Origin of the sequence: Sneathiella sp. HT1-7, assembly GCF_020731145.1 — a bacterium.
Lineage (GTDB): Bacteria > Pseudomonadota > Alphaproteobacteria > Sneathiellales > Sneathiellaceae > Sneathiella.
Map to the genome: position 1 here is coordinate 74962 of NZ_JAJFZN010000004.1, position 17457 is coordinate 92418.

The following is a 17457-nucleotide window of genomic DNA, read 5'->3' on the forward strand; positions in this document are numbered from 1 at the left end:
TTTTCCGATGACATGCATTTGGATAATGCTAAGGTCAAAATCCCGATAATAGGCGAGTTTCATTGGGTCTATAAAGGAGAGAAGGATGAATCTGAACGAGATTATAAATTTTGGCCAGCATCCCATAAATGATCCTGCGTTTCGCGCAAACTGCCGCAACAAGCTGAATGAAGAGGGGGTTCTGGTTCTGCCGGAATTCGCGACAAAAGCAGCGACTGAGACAATGCATGCAGAAGGCGAGGCCAATCGCGATAAAGTCTATGCGAGCCGGGAGGAGCATACCGTCTATCTTAGCGCGGTTGATCCGGCTTTCGCCGTTGATCATACGCGCAATCGCATGGTCATCTCGTCCAAGGGCTGCATTACCGATGATCTGTTGCCAGGAGACTCGCCCTTGCGCACGTTATATGACGCGCCGGAATTCAGGGAGTTTCTCTGCGATATACTCGGGGAGGATAGGCTATATAACTACGCCGATCCGCTCTCCTCGGTCAATTTGCATTATGCAGAAACGGGGCAGGAACTGGGTTGGCATTTCGATAACTCCTCCTTCGCGATCACCTTGATGGTACAGCCTGCCACAAGCGGCGGGGAATTTGAGTATGTCACCGCCCTTCGGGACGCTGACGCCGGGGAAATGAATTTTGATGGCGTTGCCGATGTTCTGGATGGGCGGACGCAGGTAAGGCGTCTTTCACTGGACGCCGGGGCACTTGTCATGTTTCGCGGTCGGAATGCTATGCACAGGGTGACCCCGAATGAAGGAACAAGAACCCGTATGCTGGCTGTTCTTGCCTATAATACGGAGCCGGGGATCGCACTCTCGAAGGAAGCGCAGAAGACTTTCTACGGGCGGACCGCAGGATAATAGTCGCAGCTCGTGATTCCCGCTTTCCATTTCGCGAGTGATTGAGTAGCTTATCCCCCATGACTGAACCTTTAATATACGAACAAGATGAGGGCATTGTAACCCTCACGATCAATCGGCCAGAGGAGCGCAATGCCCTCTCCGATGATAAAATCTTCGACGCATTTCTGAATGCGGCGGACCGTATCAACAAAGACAACAGCGTACGCTGCGTGATCCTGACTGGCGCGGGGAAAGCCTTCTCCGCCGGTGGTAATGTCAAGCATATGCGCGACAAGGAAGGACTGTTTGCCGGCTCTCCCGCCCAAATTCGGGAAGGGTATCGGCAGGGCATCCAGAAAATTCCGTTGTCTTTCTACAATCTGGAAGTGCCGACAATCGCCGCCGTAAATGGTGCGGCTGTTGGTGCCGGTTTCGATCTTGCCTGCATGTGCGATATCCGCATTGCCGCAAGTTCAGCCCGGTTCGCTGAGAGCTTTGTCCGCCTCGGTATTATCCCAGGGGACGGTGGGGCGTGGTTCCTGCCTCGGGTTATCGGGCGCAGTCGTGCTGCGGAAATGACCTTCACTGGCGAAATGATCGACGCAAAAACCGCGCTCGACTGGGGCCTTCTTTCCAGTATTGTCGATGATGCAGACCTGATGACAGCGGCGAAAGACCTTGCAAAACGGATCGCCGTCAACCCGCCGCATTCTCTTCGCATGGCGAAAAAGCTGATGCGCGAAGGAGAACATATGCGCCTCGACAGTCTTCTGGAAATGTCCGCCGCCCTTCAGGCATTGGCCCATTACACCAAAGACCATGACGAAGCCATTTCGGCATTTTTCGATAAGCGCGATGGTAATTTCAAAGGTGAATGATCCTTTTCTCATCCTTCAAGGGACGCAAGCCGCAAGCTGGCTGGCGATGCGGGGCCAGACAATCGGCCTCGCAAGTCCCGCCCGCTACGTTCAGGAAGAGGATGAAGAAATATTTAAGCTAAATCATGAGATTTGCATTGTAACAGGTTCCAAAATAATAAAAAAAATAGAACAGGATTGGGAAAAATCGGTGCCGGATGGTATTGTTCTGCATCGACCCAACGCTGAACAAGTCGCTAAACTCAACGCTTTGATGCAGGCCAGAACCTAGCGGCGGAAGGGTGGACGCCTGATGACGGAAACATCTAATCCGCTGGCAATTCTCCTCACCGAAATTCGTGCCTGCCGGATTTGCGAAGCTCATTTACCGCTCGGACCGCGACCGGTTCTTATCGCAGACGCCGATGCACCAATCCTGATTGCGGGGCAGGCGCCGGGTACGAAAGTGCATGCGAGCGGCATTCCCTGGGACGACCCATCCGGTGATCGCTTGCGCGATTGGCTGGGGGTGGATAAAAAAACATTCTACAATCCAAAGAATTTTGCCATTGTGCCGCAGGGTTTCTGTTATCCCGGCAAGCAAAAAAGCGGCGGAGATGCGCCCCCACGCCCCGAATGCGCCAAAACCTGGCATCCAAAATTGATCCCGGAACTTAAAAATGTGCGACTGACCTTGGCGGTCGGGCAATATGCGCATAAATACTATCTGTCATCGACGCGTAAGAAAACACTGACAGAAACAGTCGCCGGATTTAGGGAATACGCGCCGTCTATTCTGCCGCTACCGCATCCCAGCTGGCGGGTGCAGGGCTGGATGAAGAAAAATGACTGGTATGAGAAAGACGTTATTCCCTATTTAAAACAACAAGTTCAGGAATTGGTTGAATGCAGTTAATCACGGCGGTATTTCGCAAAGCAGCGGTTTATCTATTTCTGGGATTTTTGCTCACCTCCTGCTCCCCGGTGGTACAGCAGGCCGGCCCCTCAACAATGAAGGCCGAACTCACCGATCATTATCTGCAAACCCCGGATGGTGAAAAGCTACCCGTCAAAATCTGGGCAGCAGAGGAGCCCGTCGCCGTTATTATCGCTGTGCATGGTTTCAATGACTACAGCAATACCTATGCGTATCCGGGCAGTTGGTGGATCGGGGAGGGGCTGACAACCGTCGCCTATGATCAGCGCGGCTTTGGTTTGGCGCCAAATTTCGGCATTTGGCCGGGACAGGAGTTGATGATTCAGGATCTCGCCACGATGGTAACGGAGGTCCGCGCGAAATACCCTGGCAAGCCGATCTATCTGCTGGGAGAGAGTATGGGCGGTGCTGTCCTGATCACAGCGGTAACGTCAGAAGGGTTTCCGAAGGTTGATGGCGTCATCCTTTCGGCCCCGGCCGTTTGGGGCTGGCAGGCACTCAACCCCTTTTATCAGGCGGTTCTCTGGACGGCGGCGCATACCTTCCCGGATGTCAAAATGACCGGTCAGGGCATGGGCATTCAGGCATCCGACAATATCTCAATGCTGCGTAATCTTTCGGCGGATCCGCTCTTTATCAAGGAAATCCGGATCGACAGCGTGTACGGCCTTGTTGGTATCATGGATGCCGCCTACGACGATGCGAAAAACATCAAACTGCCGACGCTGCTGCTATATGGGGAAAATGACCAGCTTATCCCGAAAGAACCGATTGAGAAGATCGCCGCGGAACTTCCGCCGGAAAGCGATATTGTCCTTTATGAGGAGGGATGGCATATGCTGATGCGCGATTTACAAGGCCCCGTTGTCTGGCGCGATATCGCCGACTGGATCAAGAAGCGGGAAATCCCGTCGGGTAAGAAAATCGCCTCTCTCCCGCTCTTTAAGGATGAATGAGTCGGAGAAAATTCTCAATTTATTATTGTGAATTTCCCTGCTGCAGGGTAGGAAATAATACCGGTAATAATATTTTTAGGTGTCTCCATGCGTATCATTCTTTCCCTCATCTCTTTTCTTATTCTTGTTGGTTGTACTTCCGCAAGCGGTCCACTCTTTACAGAGAGCCATAGTAAACAGGCGCCTGCGCCGGGAAAAGCGCTCGTATATATCTATCGGGTTGACACCTTTATAGCCGCGACCGTAACGGCAGATTTTCTGGATAACGGGAAGAACGTCGGCGCTGTGAATGTCGGCGGATACATTTCCTATGAAACGGATCCCGGACCACATGAATTGCTAACGGAAACCAGCCGAATTGATAAAGCTGTATATTTGTCTATGGAGGCGGGAAAAACCTATTATTTGCGGCTTGATTATGACCCCGGTATGTGGACCGGCACATTTTTAATCAGAAATATTCCTGAAAACGAGGCCCTTCCTCAACTCCAAGCAACCCGGTATCAGGGGAAATAAATTCCATCCAAATGTTTATCGTAATACGGCTTTAGTTATTAGGAGGCCTCATGCGTTTTCTTATCTCCGTTTTTGCTTTTCTATTTCTTGTTAGTTGCACGGCGACCGGTCCTAAATTTTCCGAGCATAATGCGGTGCTAAAACCGGAGCCGGGAAAAGGTCTCGTATACGTTTATCGGGTTAGCCATCAATTTAAAGGAACCGGAGGGACGACGCCTTTTCTTATTGACGGGGAACAAGTTGGAGAACTTCACACCGGCGGTTATATTGCGCTTCAAGTAGAGCCGGGTCCTCATCAATTTCGGACCGAACTATTTAATGTGGACCAAGCATTCGAATTGGAAATTGTCGAGGGTAAAACCTACTATATGAAGATATTTCAGGAAGGGTTTTGGCGGTTAGTCTATTACACAATACTTGTCCCGGAAAATCAGGCTTTGAGCGATATTCAGGAAATGCGATATCAGGGCAATTAACCCCACTCCTCAAAGCGATTTAATCAGCGGGAACAGCTCATTAAAGTGATCGATGATATGGTCAGGGCCAAGTTCCTGCACCGGGGTTTCTGTATAGCCGAAAGTGACCGCGACGGAGGGGATACCGGCATTTTGCGCGGCTTTGATGTCATTGATGCTATCTCCGATCATAAAGGCCTTTCCGCCGCTATGTCCCATCAGGTCAAGTGTGCCGGTAATATGGCCGGCATCGGGTTTTTTAACAGCGAAGCTGTCACCGCCGGTCATCGCCGTGAAATAGCGTGTCAAATCAAGGTCATTGAGCAATGGCTTGGCGAAGCCGATTGATTTATTGGTACAAACGCCGAGTTTTGCCCCTTCGTCCTGAAACGCCTCAAGCGCCGCCACCACGCCGTCATAAGGCTTGCTCCTGTCGCTCAGGTGATCCTGATAATAGGCGAAGAAAACCGCCACAAGCTCTTCAAATCGTTCATGTTCCGGCATGCCTCCTGTTGCGGAAAGTCCCCGTTGAAGCAAGGCGCGTGCGCCGTGGCCAATGAGGCCTTGGACATGTTCGATATCCATGGTATCGCGTCCCGCGGTGGTAAGAGTGTGATTAAGCGCGTCATGAAGATCCGGCGCGGTGTCGACCAACGTGCCATCAAGATCAAAAATTATTGCGATTTCCTGCATCTATGTAAAATCCGGTAACATTTTTTTATTTGTTTATCCTGTAGGATTAGGTGTTATTTAAGCCAAAGTATAGTCAAGTTTACGGAAAAACGAGTAAAGATATGTCAGCCATCGCCGCCGTTGTCCTCGCCGCCGGAGCCGGAACCCGCATGAAATCGGCCAAACCGAAGGTTATGCATGAGGTGGGTGGCAGGCCCATGATATCCCATCTGCTGGGGACTGTCGGCACGCTTGAACCAGAAAAAATCGTGGTGGTAACATCGCCAAACATGGATGCGGTCCAAAAAGAGGTATCCCCTGCAGAAATAGCGATACAGGCTGAGGCTCTAGGTACGGGGCATGCCGTCTCGGCGGCACTCGATTCCCTGGCCGGATTTACTGGTGATGTACTGATCCTTTATGGTGATACCCCACTGATAGAGGCGGACACCCTGCGACAGATGATCGAGAAGCGCCGCGCAAATGAGACTTGTGCTGTGGTTGTGCTGGGGTTTGAGCCGGATGACCCGCTGGAATATGGGCGGTTGATCACGGACGCCAGCGGCAATCTCACCGCCATTGTTGAATTTGCCGATGCCAATGCAGAAGAACGCGCAGTTGGGCTCTGTAATTCCGGGGTGATGGCGATCAATGGCGCGCATCTGGCAAACTTGATCAAGGCGGTTGATAACAAGAATGCCAAGGGAGAGTATTATCTCACCGATATTGTCGAAATTGCGATTAGGCAGGGCCTGACTTGCGCCTATGTGAAGGGCGAGGAGGAAGAGCTTCTCGGCGTCAACAATCGCGCCCAGCTTGCCGAAGCGGAAGCAATCGCGCAAAGCCGCTGGCGCGCGGCGGCCATGACGGCGGGAGCAACCCTGATCGACCCGGAGACCGTCTGGTTCAGCCATGATACAACGCTCGGCCGGGATGTGGTGATCGAGCCCGGTGTTTTCTTTGGGCCCGGCGTGACGGTGGGTGATAATGTCCGCATCAAGGCATATAGCCATCTGGAAGGCACAAGTATTGGTGAACAATCGCAGATCGGCCCGTTTGCTCGGCTGCGTCCCGGAGCGGATATCGCCAGCGAGGTGAAAATCGGCAATTTCGTCGAGGTGAAGAAATCCCAGATTGAAACGGGCGCAAAGGTCAGCCATCTTTCCTATATTGGGGATGCACGCATCGGCGCAGAGGCCAATATCGGCGCAGGCACCATCACCTGCAATTATGATGGCTACGACAAGTTCAAGACGGATATCGGGGCCGGGGCCTTTATCGGCTCTAACACCGCGCTTGTCGCGCCGGTCAAGGTCGGAGATGGCGCGATTATCGGCGCGGGCAGCACGGTTTCCAAGGACGTTGCGGCCGATGCCCTCGGTATTGAGCGGGCGGAAGAAAAACAGAAGCCCGGCTGGGCGAAGCGTTTTCGGGACTTGAAGAAAAAAGTCAAGAAATAGCGCCAGTAAATTGATTTTATTATAAGGTATTCGAAGTATGTGTGGAATTATCGGGGTTCTCGGCAAAAAGGATGTAGTCCCATCATTGATTGGCGGGCTGAAGCGTCTGGAATATCGCGGCTATGACAGCGCCGGGATCGCGACCCTGACCGAGGGCGGGATCGACCGTCGCCGCGCCGAGGGCAAGCTTGTAAACCTGGAAGAGGTACTGAAAGGCAATGGCCTGACGGGACTTGCCGGTATTGGCCACACCCGCTGGGCGACTCATGGCGTGCCGAACGAGGTCAACGCCCATCCGCATATGACCAAGCAGATCGCGCTCGTCCATAACGGTATTATAGAGAATTATCGCGAACTGGCCGGCGACCTGACGGCGAAAGGCTATGAGTTCGAATCCGAGACCGATACGGAAATCGCGGCGCAGCTGATCACCAGCTTTATTGATGAAGGCAAGACTCCGGAAGAGGCCATGGCCGGAGCGCTCAAGCATCTGCATGGTGCGTTTTCGCTCGCAGTGATCTTCAAGGGGCATGACAACCTGATGATTGGCGCCCGACGCGGCGCTCCGCTGGCGGTCGGTTGGGGCGACGGGGAGATGTTCCTCGGCTCCGACGCGCTTGCGCTCGCGCCGCTGACAGTGCGGATATCCTATCTGGAGGAAGACGACTGGGCCGTGCTCACCCGCGACGGCGCAACCTTCTACGATAAGGACGGCGATCAGGTCGAACGACCGATTAAACAGACCCAGCTCTCTGGTGCGATGATCGGCAAGGGCAACCACCGCCATTTCATGATGAAGGAAATCGCCGAGCAGCCTGCGGTGATGGGGGAGACGCTGAACAGCTTCTTCAACCCCAAGAGCCGGACAATCACGCTGCCCGATCTGCCATTCGATTGGAACGACCTGCCGAAAGTGACAATCGTTGCCTGCGGCACCTCTTTCTATGCAGGTATGATCGCGAAATACTGGTTCGAGGGGATCGCCGATCTCAATGTCGAGGTCGATATCGCCTCCGAGTTCCGCTACCGGCAAATGCCGCTCAAGAAAGGCGGGCTTGCGCTTTTTATCTCCCAATCAGGAGAAACGGCAGATACACTTGCGGCGCTCAAATACGCCAAGGCTAATGGTCAGCATATCGCCTCCATTGTGAATGTGGAGGAAAGCTCCATGGGACGGGAATCGGATTTTGTTTTCCATACACAGGCTGGGCCGGAAATCGGCGTGGCTTCTACCAAGGCCTTTACCTGCCAGCTGGTCACGCTTGCCTGTATCGCTATCGATGCAGGGGTCAAGCGCGGCGTTATCAATCATGAGGAAGAGGCGCGCCTCTGTGCAGCGCTGTCCGAAGTACCAGCACGGGCTGCTGAAATCCTCGATAGTGACGAGAATATAAAGGCGCTCGCCGAGGCCATATTCGAGGCGCGGGACGTGCTCTATATTGGGCGCGGCACCGGCTACCCCATCGCCCTTGAAGGCGCGCTGAAACTGAAGGAAATTTCCTACATCCATGCGGAAGGCTATGCGGCAGGGGAACTCAAGCACGGTCCCATCGCGCTGATTGACGAGCTAGTGCCGGTGATTGTGGTGGCGCCAAGCGATCCTTATTTTGAAAAGACGGCCTCCAATATGCAGGAAGTCATGGCGCGTAACGCACGGGTGATCTTTATGTCCGACGCGGCGGGGATCAAGCAACTCGGTGATCGCGCGCTTGGCTCGATTGAGCTACCGACGGTGGACCCGTTTGTCGCCCCGATTCTCTATGCAATCCCGGTGCAAATTCTGGCCTATCACGTGGCTGTCCTCAAAGGCACCGACGTCGATCAGCCGCGCAACCTCGCAAAATCAGTCACGGTGGAGTAGGGCTACTCCGCTGCGACGCGGGTGGCGCTGAGTTCATTTTCCTCAATCTCGGTGATATAGTCGCGGGTCAGCGGCAAGTCATCAAGCTGCTTGGCGAGCTGGATCTGGAAAACGACAAGTCCGCTGTTGCGAAAAGAAACCTCGCTTGCCGAGAGGTAATAATCCCACATCCGGCAAAAACGCTCGTCATAGATCTCCTGCACCTTATCGATCTTTTCATGAAAGCGAATGCGCCAGTCACGGAGGGTTTCGGCATAGTGCAAACGTAATATCTCGACATCCGTGACATAGAGCCCGGCTTTCTCAATCGCGGGCATAACCTGAGAGAGCGGCGGGATATAACCTCCCGGAAAGATATACTTTTGAATCCAGGCGTTGGTAGGTGAGGGGCGATCTGCGGTGCCGATGGTATGGATCAGCGCGACGCCATCATCCGTCAGGATCGATTTTACTTTTCTAAAATACTCCCTGTAATGGGGGACGCCCACATGCTCGAACATACCGACAGAGACGATACGATGGAATTTCTCGGTCACGTCCCGGTAGTCAGTAAGGCGATAATCAACCTTCGCTGAAAGCCCCGTCTGCTTGGCCTTCTCCTGCGCATAGGCAAGCTGGTTTTTCGAAAGCGTAACCCCGGTCACCTGAACATCGGCATTTTCCGCAAGAAAGCGCGCCATGCCACCCCATCCGCAGCCGATATCGAGCACCTTTTGTCCCGGCTCTAATGCAAGTTTAGCTCCGATATGCGCCATTTTCTGTAATTGTGCCTGCTCCAGACTGTCCTCTGGCGTTTTGTAATAGGCACAGGAATACTGCCGGTTCTCGTCCAGGAAGAACTCATAGAATTCATCACTTAAATCATAGTGATGGGCGACATTCTTCAGTGACCGTCTTTTTGGGTTGAACTGATTGAAAAACCAGTAGAATCGATAGGCGAAATCACCAAAGTCAACCAACAGATTGCGCGTGCCCCAGCCGAGGTTTCGGGTAAAAAGATCGAGAAGGTCGTAAATTCCGCCTTCCTCTATCGTGAGATCCCCCTCCATATAGGCTTCGCCAAGAAACAACTTTGGATAGATCGCGATCTTGCGCGCGGCCTTTCGTGAATGAATACGGATTTTTACGGCCGGGCCGGGTTCTGTTCCTTTATAGAAATGTTCCTTGCCGTCCGCATCATAAACCGTGAGTTGGCCTTGCCGAACAAGGCGTTTGAGTATTTGCGATAATAGGAACATATCAACTCCTGTAATCTGTTCCGACTTACGGGAAACGGTTGATCGTTTCACCCTGGAAGACGGAGAACATTGTGCAGTTGTCTTTAGATTTCCAATTAGGCCGCCAAACCGTGCCACCGCAGACTCTATCAGGTAGTCACCTGAACGATATTGCAGCCCCTCATAACCCTTTTCTAACTCGTTTACAGTACTGGTATATTTACAATTTTGAAACCTTGCAGAGCCAAAATCAAGTCCAATTTGAATGATTCAGACGTGTTTCTCCAATATTCCGCGCAAAATACATCGATTTTAAGCGAGGAAAAGGCGATAAGGTGGCCGCCGATTACAAATTTAGTCGACTAGCGAAATTGCCCCGAGGATGAAACCTACGGTACCGTCTTGGCGCAGGAGTGGGCAGTCAATTGTTTCAAAATGTGCTTCTCTCACGCCCGGTATCTCAACAGTACCTTTGCAATGTCCAGGCTTTTTCCCCTCTACCAGCCTATCCATATAGCTGGCAAAACGACGCAATTCGGGCAACGGACTGTTCACGGAAATATCGTGCCCACGCAAGGAAACACCGATAATGTCCACGACATTCTCCCCGTTCAGCCGGTGGAGGTATTCGCCCGGAGAAACCGTTTCGATCAAATAGAGCGAGGAGGCAATCGTCCAGTGATGGGTGATATCGAAATCTTCCCGAGTGGGTAAATTTGGCTTAAACCCGTCCCACCATTGATAGAGTTTGCTGACGGTAGGGGTCTCAAAATTATTCGCAGAGGTGATCTCATACCGATATATTTTTTTGAAATTGTCAGACCGGGGATCTTCTTCGACAGCGATGACATCCAATTAATGTTTTCCTTTTTAAATTTTTGTTCTTTTAAGCAGAATTAATTCGAATATGCGACAAGAAACTTTGGGCCTCGATAAAAATGCGCTTTACATCCGGAAACTGTTCTTTGATCCGGGTTTCAAAATCACTGACTGCTGCCTCGACTTGCTTTGAATCGAGCTCATCGGAAAAATCGATACTCACATTCACCAATATATCCGTCGGTCCCATATGCATGGTCAGGAGCTCGTTCAGGCTGACGATGCGTTTGTCGTTCGTGAAGATTTGTTCAATTCCTTCGACAACAGCCTTGCTCGCGCCTTCGCCAATCAGGAGTCCCTTACATTCGATAGCGAGAAGGACCGCGACGCCCGCCAGAATGACGGCAATGACAACCGACGCCACACCATCGAGTTCCGGTATGCCAAGATGCTGGGCGAGGAAAATACCGACAAGCGCCGTCACCAGGCCGAGCATTGCAGCAGTATCTTCAAACAGAATTGTAAAGATCGTCGGGTCCTTGCTGCGCCGAACTTCCTGCCAAAGCCCCCGTTTTCCCTTGGCGCGATTGAACTCAAGATAGGCCACGGTCCAGGCCCAGCCCTCAAAGATTATGGCAAGGCCCAGCACTACATAGTTCCATGTCGGGTCAATGATGACTTCAGGATTACGGATATGCTTGATCCCCTCATAGAGGGAGATACCGGACCCAAGCGCGAAAATAAGGATGGCTACGATGAAGGCCCAGAAATAGAGCTCCGTCCCGTAACCAAAAGGATGCATCTTGTCCGGTTTCTGTGCGGCTTTCTTGAGGCCATGCAGCATCAGGATCTGGTTTCCTGTATCCACTAGAGAATGCACACCCTCGCTCAACATCGCGGAACTTCCGGTGAAGAACGCCGCCGTGAATTTTGATATGGCAATGAGCGAGTTCCCGGCCAGTGCTGCATAAATAACTTTTTTCGATCCACTCGCCACAGCACATTCTCCGCAATAGTATTGATCGTCGATTCTGCGCCAGATTAGAGCGCTCCTTGTTTATTTTCAACAGACTCGCGCGTTAAAATCAAAAAACCGTTGAGGATCGCTGGTTGACTATTAGATATTGTGGCATAAACTCCGGCCACAATTACCGTTATACAGGCCGCGCGCACTGTCAAATTAACCTGAGGAGTTCACCATGCTAGATAACAACACCAATCCGCTTAATCTGAAAGATCCTGATCTACTGCGGATGCAAGGTCTCATTGATGGCAAATGGTGCGATGCGGACAGCGGCAAGACGTTGGATGTGACTAACCCGGCGACCGGTGATCTTGTCGGTACGGTCCCTCTGATGGGGACAGATGAGACTCGCCGCGCGATTGAGGCCGCGAAGGCCGCTATGCCGGCGTGGGCGGGCAAGACCGCGAAGGAGCGGGCAACTATCCTCCGTAAATGGCATGATTTGATGCTGGAAGCGACCGACGACCTTGCCAAGATCATGACGGTCGAGATGGGCAAGCCGCTGACCGAGGCAAAAGGGGAGGTGGCCTATGCGGCGTCCTTCATTGAATGGTTCGCGGAAGAAGGCAAACGCATCTATGGCGATACCATTCCGGAACATCAGAGCGACAAGCGTATCGTCGTGATCAAACAGCCGATTGGCGTAACCGTCGCGATTACCCCCTGGAATTTCCCCATTGCTATGATCACGCGCAAGGCAGCCCCGGCACTCGCCGCCGGTTGTCCCATGGTCATCAAGCCTGCCGAACTCACACCTTTTTCTGCCTTCGCCATGGCGGTACTGGCAGAAAGGGCCGGTATCCCGGCTGGTATTCTGGGTATTGTTACAGGCGAAGCGAAAGATATCGGCAAGGAAATGACCTCCAACCCGATAGTGGCCAAACTGACCTTCACTGGCTCCACTGCCGTCGGCAAGTTGCTGATGGAACAATGCGCGGGCACGGTCAAGAAAACCTCCATGGAGCTTGGCGGAAATGCGCCCTTCATCGTCTTTGATGACGCCAATCTTGAAGAGGCGGTCGAGGCGGCGATGGCGTCGAAATACCGCAACGCCGGACAGACCTGCGTCTGTGCCAACCGCATCTATGTGCAGGAAGGCATCCATGACGCCTTCGTTGCGAAACTGACGGAAAAGGCTAAAGGCCTGAAAGTTGGTAACGGTCTTGAGGACGGCGTCATGCAGGGGCCGTTGATCACTGAAGCCGCCGTCAAGAAGGTAGAGGATCACATCAAGGATGCCTTGAGTAAAGGCGCTACGCTCGCTGTGGGCGGGCATCGCCACTCCCTTGGCCAGACCTTTTTTGAACCAACGATCCTGACCGGCGTGACGCAGGACATGAAGGTCGCGAAGGAAGAAACATTCGGCCCCATGGCGCCTATTTTTACCTTCAAGGATGAGGCGGACGTCATCGCAATGGCGAATGATACAGAATTCGGTCTTGCCGCCTATCTCTGTGCCCGTGATATCGGCCGTATCTGGCGGGTGAGCGAAGCACTGGAATATGGCATCGTCGGCATCAATACAGGCATTATCTCGACGGAAGTTGCACCGTTCGGTGGCGTAAAACAGTCCGGTATTGGCCGGGAGGGTTCAAAATACGGCATTGATGACTATCTGGAAATTAAATACATGTGTATCGGCGGCATCGATAGCTGATCGCCGATACCAATTCCGGGGCAGCGCCAACCAGATGCCACAATGGCATCCGAGTATAGGAAGAATAAAGTGGAATTCGATTACGATCTTTTTGTCATCGGGGCTGGCTCCGGCGGTGTCCGTGCGTCTCGCATCTCCTCCAACCTCGGGGCCAAGGTGGCCATCGCAGAAGAGTTTCGCGTTGGCGGAACTTGCGTCATTCGTGGTTGCGTGCCGAAAAAACTTTTGGTCTATGCGAGCCATTTCTCAGAAGATTTTGAGGATGCGGCCGCTTATGGCTGGACCGTCGGAGAAACGAGCCATTCATGGGAAACCCTGATTGCCAACAAAGACAAGGAAATCGACCGGCTGAACCGCATCTATCATACGATCCTCGATAATAATAAGGTGGAGCTGTATCAGGGGCGGGCTACTCTGGTTGATCGCAACACCGTTAGGGTTGGCGATAAGGAAATTACGGCGAAATATATCCTGATCGCCACGGGCGGCGCGCCGGTCATGCCGGATGTGCCGGGGATCGAGCATGCCATTTCCTCCAATGAGGCGCTGCATCTGGAAGAATTCCCGAAACGCGTGATTATCGTTGGCGGTGGTTATATCGCGGTTGAGTTTGCGGGTATCTTTAATGGCCTCGGTGCGGAAGTCACGCAGCTTTATCGGAGCACACAGATCCTGCGCGGTTTCGATAAGGATGTGCAGAACTTCCTCGCGGATGAGATCCAGAAAAAGGGTATCGATTTGCGCACGCATTCGAACCCGGCCAAAATCGAGAAGACCGATAGCGGACTTAAAGTCACGCTGGAGGATGGCGATGTACTCGAAACAGATGCGATCATGTATGCCACGGGTCGGCGCCCCAACACGGACGGGCTCGGGCTGGAAGATATCGGCGTTGAGCTGAAAGAAAATGGTGCGGTCAAGGTCGCACCGGATTCGCAGACTACCGTCGATAATATCTATGCCGTTGGCGATGTCACCGACAGGATCGCGCTCACCCCCGTCGCCATTCATGAGGGCATGGCCTTCGCCGAGACGGTTTTTGGGGGTCGCCCCCGCGCAATGGATCACGAAAATGTCCCCTCCGCCGTCTTTTCTCATCCACAGGTCGGAACCGTGGGCCTGAGCGAGGCGGATGCACGGGAAAAATACGGTGAAGTCGATATCTATAAATCCGACTTCCGCCCGATGAAGATGACCCTCACCGGCGGCACGGAGAAGGCGTTTGTGAAACTGATCGTCGATGCTAAGACGGATATCGTTGTTGGGGCCCATATCGTCGGATCCGACGCGGCAGAGATTATTCAGGCCGTCGGCATCGCGCTGAAATGCAAGGCGACAAAGGCACAATTTGACGCAACAGTTGGCGTTCATCCTTCGCTCGCGGAGGAAATCGTCACCATGCGGGAGAAATTTATCGCGGCCTGATACCGATGCCATTTTCGGAATTAAGCACGTAATTGGCCGGTTTTTTGACCGAAATGTCAAGAAATGGCCGGTTATCCATTGCGAAAACCATAAAAGGCTGTAGATAATAGATTTTTTAGAGCGAATGAGATTTAAGGAATATAGAGATGTCTAAAACCTGGACCCCTGAAAGCTGGAGACAAAAACCTGTACGCCAGCTGCCAACATATCCGGACATCCAGGCCGTCGAAGCGGTCGAGAAGGAGTTGAAATCCTTTCCGCCGCTCGTTTTTGCGGGCGAAGCACGGAACCTGAAGAAAAAGCTGGCCGAGGTTGCCAATGGTCGGGCTTTTCTTCTTCAAGGGGGTGACTGCGCCGAAAGCTTCGCGGAATTCCATCCAGATAACATTCGCGACACCTTCAAGGTCCTGTTGCAGATGGCGGTTGTCCTTACTTTCGGCGCGAACTGCCCGATCGTGAAGGTGGGCCGTCTTGCCGGTCAATTTGCCAAGCCCCGTTCATCTGATACGGAAACGGTGGACGGTGTCGAATTGCCAAGCTACCGCGGCGATATCATCAATGGTTTCGAATTTGACGAAAACTCCCGCGTGCCGGATCCAACTCGGATGTTGAAAGGCTACTCTCAGGCGGCCTCAACCCTCAACCTTCTGCGGGCATTCGCACAAGGTGGTTATGCGGACCTGCATCAAGTTCATAGCTGGAACATGGGCTTTGTCGCGAGTGGAGCACAGGGGGACCGGTACCGTGAAATGGCGGATCGTATTCATGATGCACTTGCCTTCATGGAAGCCTGTGGCGTTTCCTCAACCAACACACCGGAAATGGGGCGTACAGATTTCTACACCTCACATGAGGCGTTGCTGCTCCCCTATGAGCAGTCTCTGACCCGCATTGACAGCACATCGGGTGACTATTACGACACGTCTGCGCATATGCTGTGGATCGGTGATCGTACGCGTGATCCGGATGAGGCGCATGTGGAATTCCTGCGTGGTGTTTCCAACCCGATCGGTGTCAAGGCCGGCCCGACTCAGACCGCGGATGGCTTGCTCCGCCTCATTGACGAGTTGAACCCGGAGAATGAGGCCGGTCGCATGACCGTCATTTGCCGCTTCGGCGCGGATAATGTCGAAAAGCATTTGCCGGAACTAATTCGCAAGATTGAACGGGAAGGGCGGACGGTTGTCTGGTCCTGCGATCCGATGCATGGCAATACAATCAAATCAACAACCGGATACAAAACGCGCCCTGTTGACCGTATCCTGGCGGAAGTACGTCAGTTCTTCGATGTGCATCAGGCGGAAGGCTCTTATGCCGGAGGTGTTCATTTCGAAATGACCGGACAGAATGTCACCGAATGTATCGGCGGCGCGTTCGAGGTAACCGAGGAGGGATTGAGCGATCGCTATCATACGGCTTGTGATCCACGCCTCAATGCCAATCAGGCACTGGAGCTTGCGTTCCTTATCTCCGAAATGATCAAAAAAGAAAGGGGAAATGGGACGGCAATTGCAGCCGCCTCGTAACCTTTAACCAATATGACCAGCCAGACGCCAGTAGCTAAAAGGGAGGCGGTGGATGCATCCATCGCTGACCATACAGATCAGTATTTCAACAAGACAAAGCGCGTCATCGGACAATTTGGCGATAAAACAGTAACTTATGCTGTTTTTATGCGGCGTCCGGTTATCTTCTGTCCACAGATTATGCTCGATTGGCTGGATAATATTGCGAAGATGCGCAATCACAGCTTCAAGATTGAACCTTGCTTTGAGGAAGGGGATTGGGTCGGCGCCGGTGAACCTCTGGTCTATATCACAGGAAGCTTTCACGATCTTGTCGATCTGGAAACGCTTTACTTGCAAAAACTCGGCTCGGCCTGCGTCGCCGCCTACAACGCCTTCACCATGTGCTCACACTTGCCCGAAGTGAAGTTTCTCGCGATGGATGCCCGTCATTGTGCGGGAAGTGAAATGGCCGATATGATGGCCTATGCTGCCTCCGTCGGGAGCCGCGCGGCACAAAAGGAATTTGACGCAGTCGGCTTTATCGGAAATGCCAATAACGCCACGGCGCATTATTTTGGAAATGACAAAGGCCTCGGCACTATGCCGCACGCCCTGATCGGCTACGCGGGGAGCACGACACGCGCAGCCGAGATGTTCCATGAAAGCTTTCCCGATGATCCACTCACCGTCCTTGTTGACTACTACGGCAAGGAAGTGACCGATGCATTGGCGACCTGCAAACGGTTTCCGGAACTGGCGGCAAAGGGAAAGATGTCCGTCCGTATGGATACCCATGGTGGCCGCTTTATTGAAGGGCTCGATCCTGCAACGTCTTATGCTGTGCTGGAACGTTATATGCCCCGTGGTATTCGGCAGTACCGGTCGGAGCAGGAACTGAAATGGCTGGTCGGAACAGGTGTTTCTGCGGCTGCAATTTACTCAATGCGCGAAAAACTTGATGATGCGGGTTTTGAGAAGGTCAAGATTGTTGCCTCCTCAGGTTTCTCGGTTGAGAAATGCCGAATTATGGGAAATATGAAGGCGCCAATTGATGTGGTCGGCACCGGATCCTTCCTGCCGGAGATCTGGCCCGAGACTTATGCCACCGCAGATATCATCGCCTATGACGGTGTCCCAGGCGTTAAAGTGGGCCGTGAATTCCTTCTCAAGAAGGAAAAGCGCTAACACTTCCTTCCTGGAATAGGATATGTCGCTTTTTGATTGGCAAGACGCCCTGTTTATG

Annotated in this window: 17 protein-coding genes; 13 read left to right on the forward strand and 4 right to left on the reverse strand. The window is 52.8% G+C overall.

The features are described 5' to 3' along the window. The first annotated feature begins 85 nt into the window (after positions 1-85). The 7 genes from LKE13_RS13940 to LKE13_RS13970 all read left to right on the forward strand — a co-directional run bounded on the left by LKE13_RS13940 (position 86) and on the right by LKE13_RS13970 (position 4592). On the forward strand, positions 86-868 hold the full coding sequence (locus LKE13_RS13940; protein ID WP_227951995.1) for a hypothetical protein: 783 nt from the start codon (positions 86-88) through the stop codon (positions 866-868). Positions 869-927: 59 nt separating this feature from the next. Continuing rightward, on the forward strand, positions 928-1728 hold the full coding sequence (locus LKE13_RS13945) for a crotonase/enoyl-CoA hydratase family protein (protein ID WP_227951996.1): 801 nt from the start codon (positions 928-930) through the stop codon (positions 1726-1728). Next, positions 1721-1999, forward strand: a complete 279-nt coding sequence (locus tag LKE13_RS13950) for a hypothetical protein (RefSeq protein ID WP_227951997.1) — start codon at positions 1721-1723, stop codon at positions 1997-1999. The genes LKE13_RS13945 and LKE13_RS13950 overlap by 8 nt, the downstream gene beginning before the upstream one ends. An 18-nt stretch (positions 2000-2017) precedes the next feature. Continuing rightward, on the forward strand, positions 2018-2623 hold the full coding sequence (locus LKE13_RS13955) for a uracil-DNA glycosylase family protein (protein WP_415776541.1): 606 nt from the start codon (positions 2018-2020) through the stop codon (positions 2621-2623). After that, the gene (locus tag LKE13_RS13960) at positions 2614-3600 is read left to right on the forward strand and encodes an alpha/beta hydrolase (protein WP_227951999.1); all 987 of its coding nucleotides are present in this window, start codon (positions 2614-2616) and stop codon (positions 3598-3600) included. Before LKE13_RS13955 ends, LKE13_RS13960 begins: the two co-directional genes overlap by 10 nt. An 87-nt stretch (positions 3601-3687) precedes the next feature. Further along, positions 3688-4116 carry a DUF2846 domain-containing protein gene (locus LKE13_RS13965; protein ID WP_227952000.1) on the forward strand — a complete coding sequence of 143 codons (429 nt, stop codon included), beginning with the start codon at positions 3688-3690 and terminating at the stop codon, positions 4114-4116. A 50-nt stretch (positions 4117-4166) separates the two neighbouring features. Continuing rightward, on the forward strand, positions 4167-4592 hold the full coding sequence (locus LKE13_RS13970; RefSeq protein ID WP_227952001.1) for a DUF2846 domain-containing protein: 426 nt from the start codon (positions 4167-4169) through the stop codon (positions 4590-4592). A 9-nt stretch (positions 4593-4601) separates the two neighbouring features. Here the strand turns inward: LKE13_RS13970 and gph are convergent, their stop codons facing one another. Continuing rightward, on the reverse strand, positions 4602-5264 hold the full coding sequence (gene gph / locus LKE13_RS13975; protein ID WP_227952002.1) for a phosphoglycolate phosphatase: 663 nt from the start codon (positions 5262-5264) through the stop codon (positions 4602-4604). Positions 5265-5365: 101 nt separating this feature from the next. Between gph and glmU the strand changes: the two genes are divergently transcribed. Continuing rightward, positions 5366-6703 carry a bifunctional UDP-N-acetylglucosamine diphosphorylase/glucosamine-1-phosphate N-acetyltransferase GlmU gene (gene glmU / locus LKE13_RS13980; RefSeq protein WP_227952003.1) on the forward strand — a complete coding sequence of 446 codons (1338 nt, stop codon included), beginning with the start codon at positions 5366-5368 and terminating at the stop codon, positions 6701-6703. Between the two features lie 37 nt (positions 6704-6740). Next, a complete protein-coding gene (glmS, locus tag LKE13_RS13985; protein ID WP_227952004.1) occupies positions 6741-8564 on the forward strand; it encodes a glutamine--fructose-6-phosphate transaminase (isomerizing) in 1824 nt (607 codons plus the stop codon). Positions 8565-8566: 2 nt separating this feature from the next. On the opposite strand, the gene LKE13_RS13990 is transcribed toward glmS, so the two are convergent. The 3 genes from LKE13_RS13990 to LKE13_RS14000 all read right to left on the reverse strand — a co-directional run bounded on the left by LKE13_RS13990 (position 8567) and on the right by LKE13_RS14000 (position 11597). After that, a complete protein-coding gene (locus LKE13_RS13990) occupies positions 8567-9802 on the reverse strand; it encodes an SAM-dependent methyltransferase (RefSeq protein ID WP_227952005.1) in 1236 nt (411 codons plus the stop codon). Positions 9803-10135: 333 nt separating this feature from the next. Continuing rightward, a complete protein-coding gene (locus LKE13_RS13995) occupies positions 10136-10636 on the reverse strand; it encodes a PAS domain-containing protein (RefSeq protein ID WP_227952006.1) in 501 nt (166 codons plus the stop codon). 31 nt (positions 10637-10667) lie between these two features. Further along, positions 10668-11597 carry a cation diffusion facilitator family transporter gene (locus LKE13_RS14000; RefSeq protein ID WP_227952007.1) on the reverse strand — a complete coding sequence of 310 codons (930 nt, stop codon included), beginning with the start codon at positions 11595-11597 and terminating at the stop codon, positions 10668-10670. A 202-nt stretch (positions 11598-11799) separates the two neighbouring features. On the opposite strand from LKE13_RS14000, the gene gabD reads away from it, so the two are divergent. From gabD to LKE13_RS14020, 4 genes are all read left to right on the forward strand, one after another. Continuing rightward, positions 11800-13281, forward strand: a complete 1482-nt coding sequence (gene gabD / locus LKE13_RS14005; protein ID WP_227952008.1) for an NADP-dependent succinate-semialdehyde dehydrogenase — start codon at positions 11800-11802, stop codon at positions 13279-13281. Between the two features lie 69 nt (positions 13282-13350). Next, positions 13351-14706: a glutathione-disulfide reductase gene (gor, locus tag LKE13_RS14010; protein ID WP_227952009.1), complete on the forward strand. Its 1356-nt coding sequence runs from the start codon at positions 13351-13353 to the stop codon at positions 14704-14706. 146 nt (positions 14707-14852) lie between these two features. Then, complete coding sequence (locus LKE13_RS14015) at positions 14853-16232, forward strand: class II 3-deoxy-7-phosphoheptulonate synthase (RefSeq protein WP_227952010.1); 1380 nt, start codon at positions 14853-14855, stop codon at positions 16230-16232. 12 nt (positions 16233-16244) lie between these two features. Further along, positions 16245-17399 carry a hypothetical protein gene (locus LKE13_RS14020; protein WP_227952011.1) on the forward strand — a complete coding sequence of 385 codons (1155 nt, stop codon included), beginning with the start codon at positions 16245-16247 and terminating at the stop codon, positions 17397-17399. Positions 17400-17457: the final 58 nt, after the last annotated feature.

Bases quoted from the DNA above. Each gene is read 5' to 3' on its own strand.
- LKE13_RS13940 (WP_227951995.1), top strand. From the start codon at position 86: ATGAATCTGAACGAGATTATAAATTTTGGCCAGCATCCCATAAATGAT.
- LKE13_RS13945 (WP_227951996.1), top strand. From the start codon at position 928: ATGACTGAACCTTTAATATACGAACAAGATGAGGGCATTGTAACCCTC.
- LKE13_RS13960 (WP_227951999.1), top strand. From the start codon at position 2,614: ATGCAGTTAATCACGGCGGTATTTCGCAAAGCAGCGGTTTATCTATTT.
- LKE13_RS13965 (WP_227952000.1), top strand. From the start codon at position 3,688: ATGCGTATCATTCTTTCCCTCATCTCTTTTCTTATTCTTGTTGGTTGT.
- LKE13_RS13970 (WP_227952001.1), top strand. From the start codon at position 4,167: ATGCGTTTTCTTATCTCCGTTTTTGCTTTTCTATTTCTTGTTAGTTGC.
- gph (WP_227952002.1), bottom strand. From the start codon at position 5,264: ATGCAGGAAATCGCAATAATTTTTGATCTTGATGGCACGTTGGTCGAC.
- glmU (WP_227952003.1), top strand. From the start codon at position 5,366: ATGTCAGCCATCGCCGCCGTTGTCCTCGCCGCCGGAGCCGGAACCCGC.
- glmS (WP_227952004.1), top strand. From the start codon at position 6,741: ATGTGTGGAATTATCGGGGTTCTCGGCAAAAAGGATGTAGTCCCATCA.
- LKE13_RS13990 (WP_227952005.1), bottom strand. From the start codon at position 9,802: ATGTTCCTATTATCGCAAATACTCAAACGCCTTGTTCGGCAAGGCCAA.
- gabD (WP_227952008.1), top strand. From the start codon at position 11,800: ATGCTAGATAACAACACCAATCCGCTTAATCTGAAAGATCCTGATCTA.
- LKE13_RS14015 (WP_227952010.1), top strand. From the start codon at position 14,853: ATGTCTAAAACCTGGACCCCTGAAAGCTGGAGACAAAAACCTGTACGC.
- LKE13_RS14020 (WP_227952011.1), top strand. From the start codon at position 16,245: ATGACCAGCCAGACGCCAGTAGCTAAAAGGGAGGCGGTGGATGCATCC.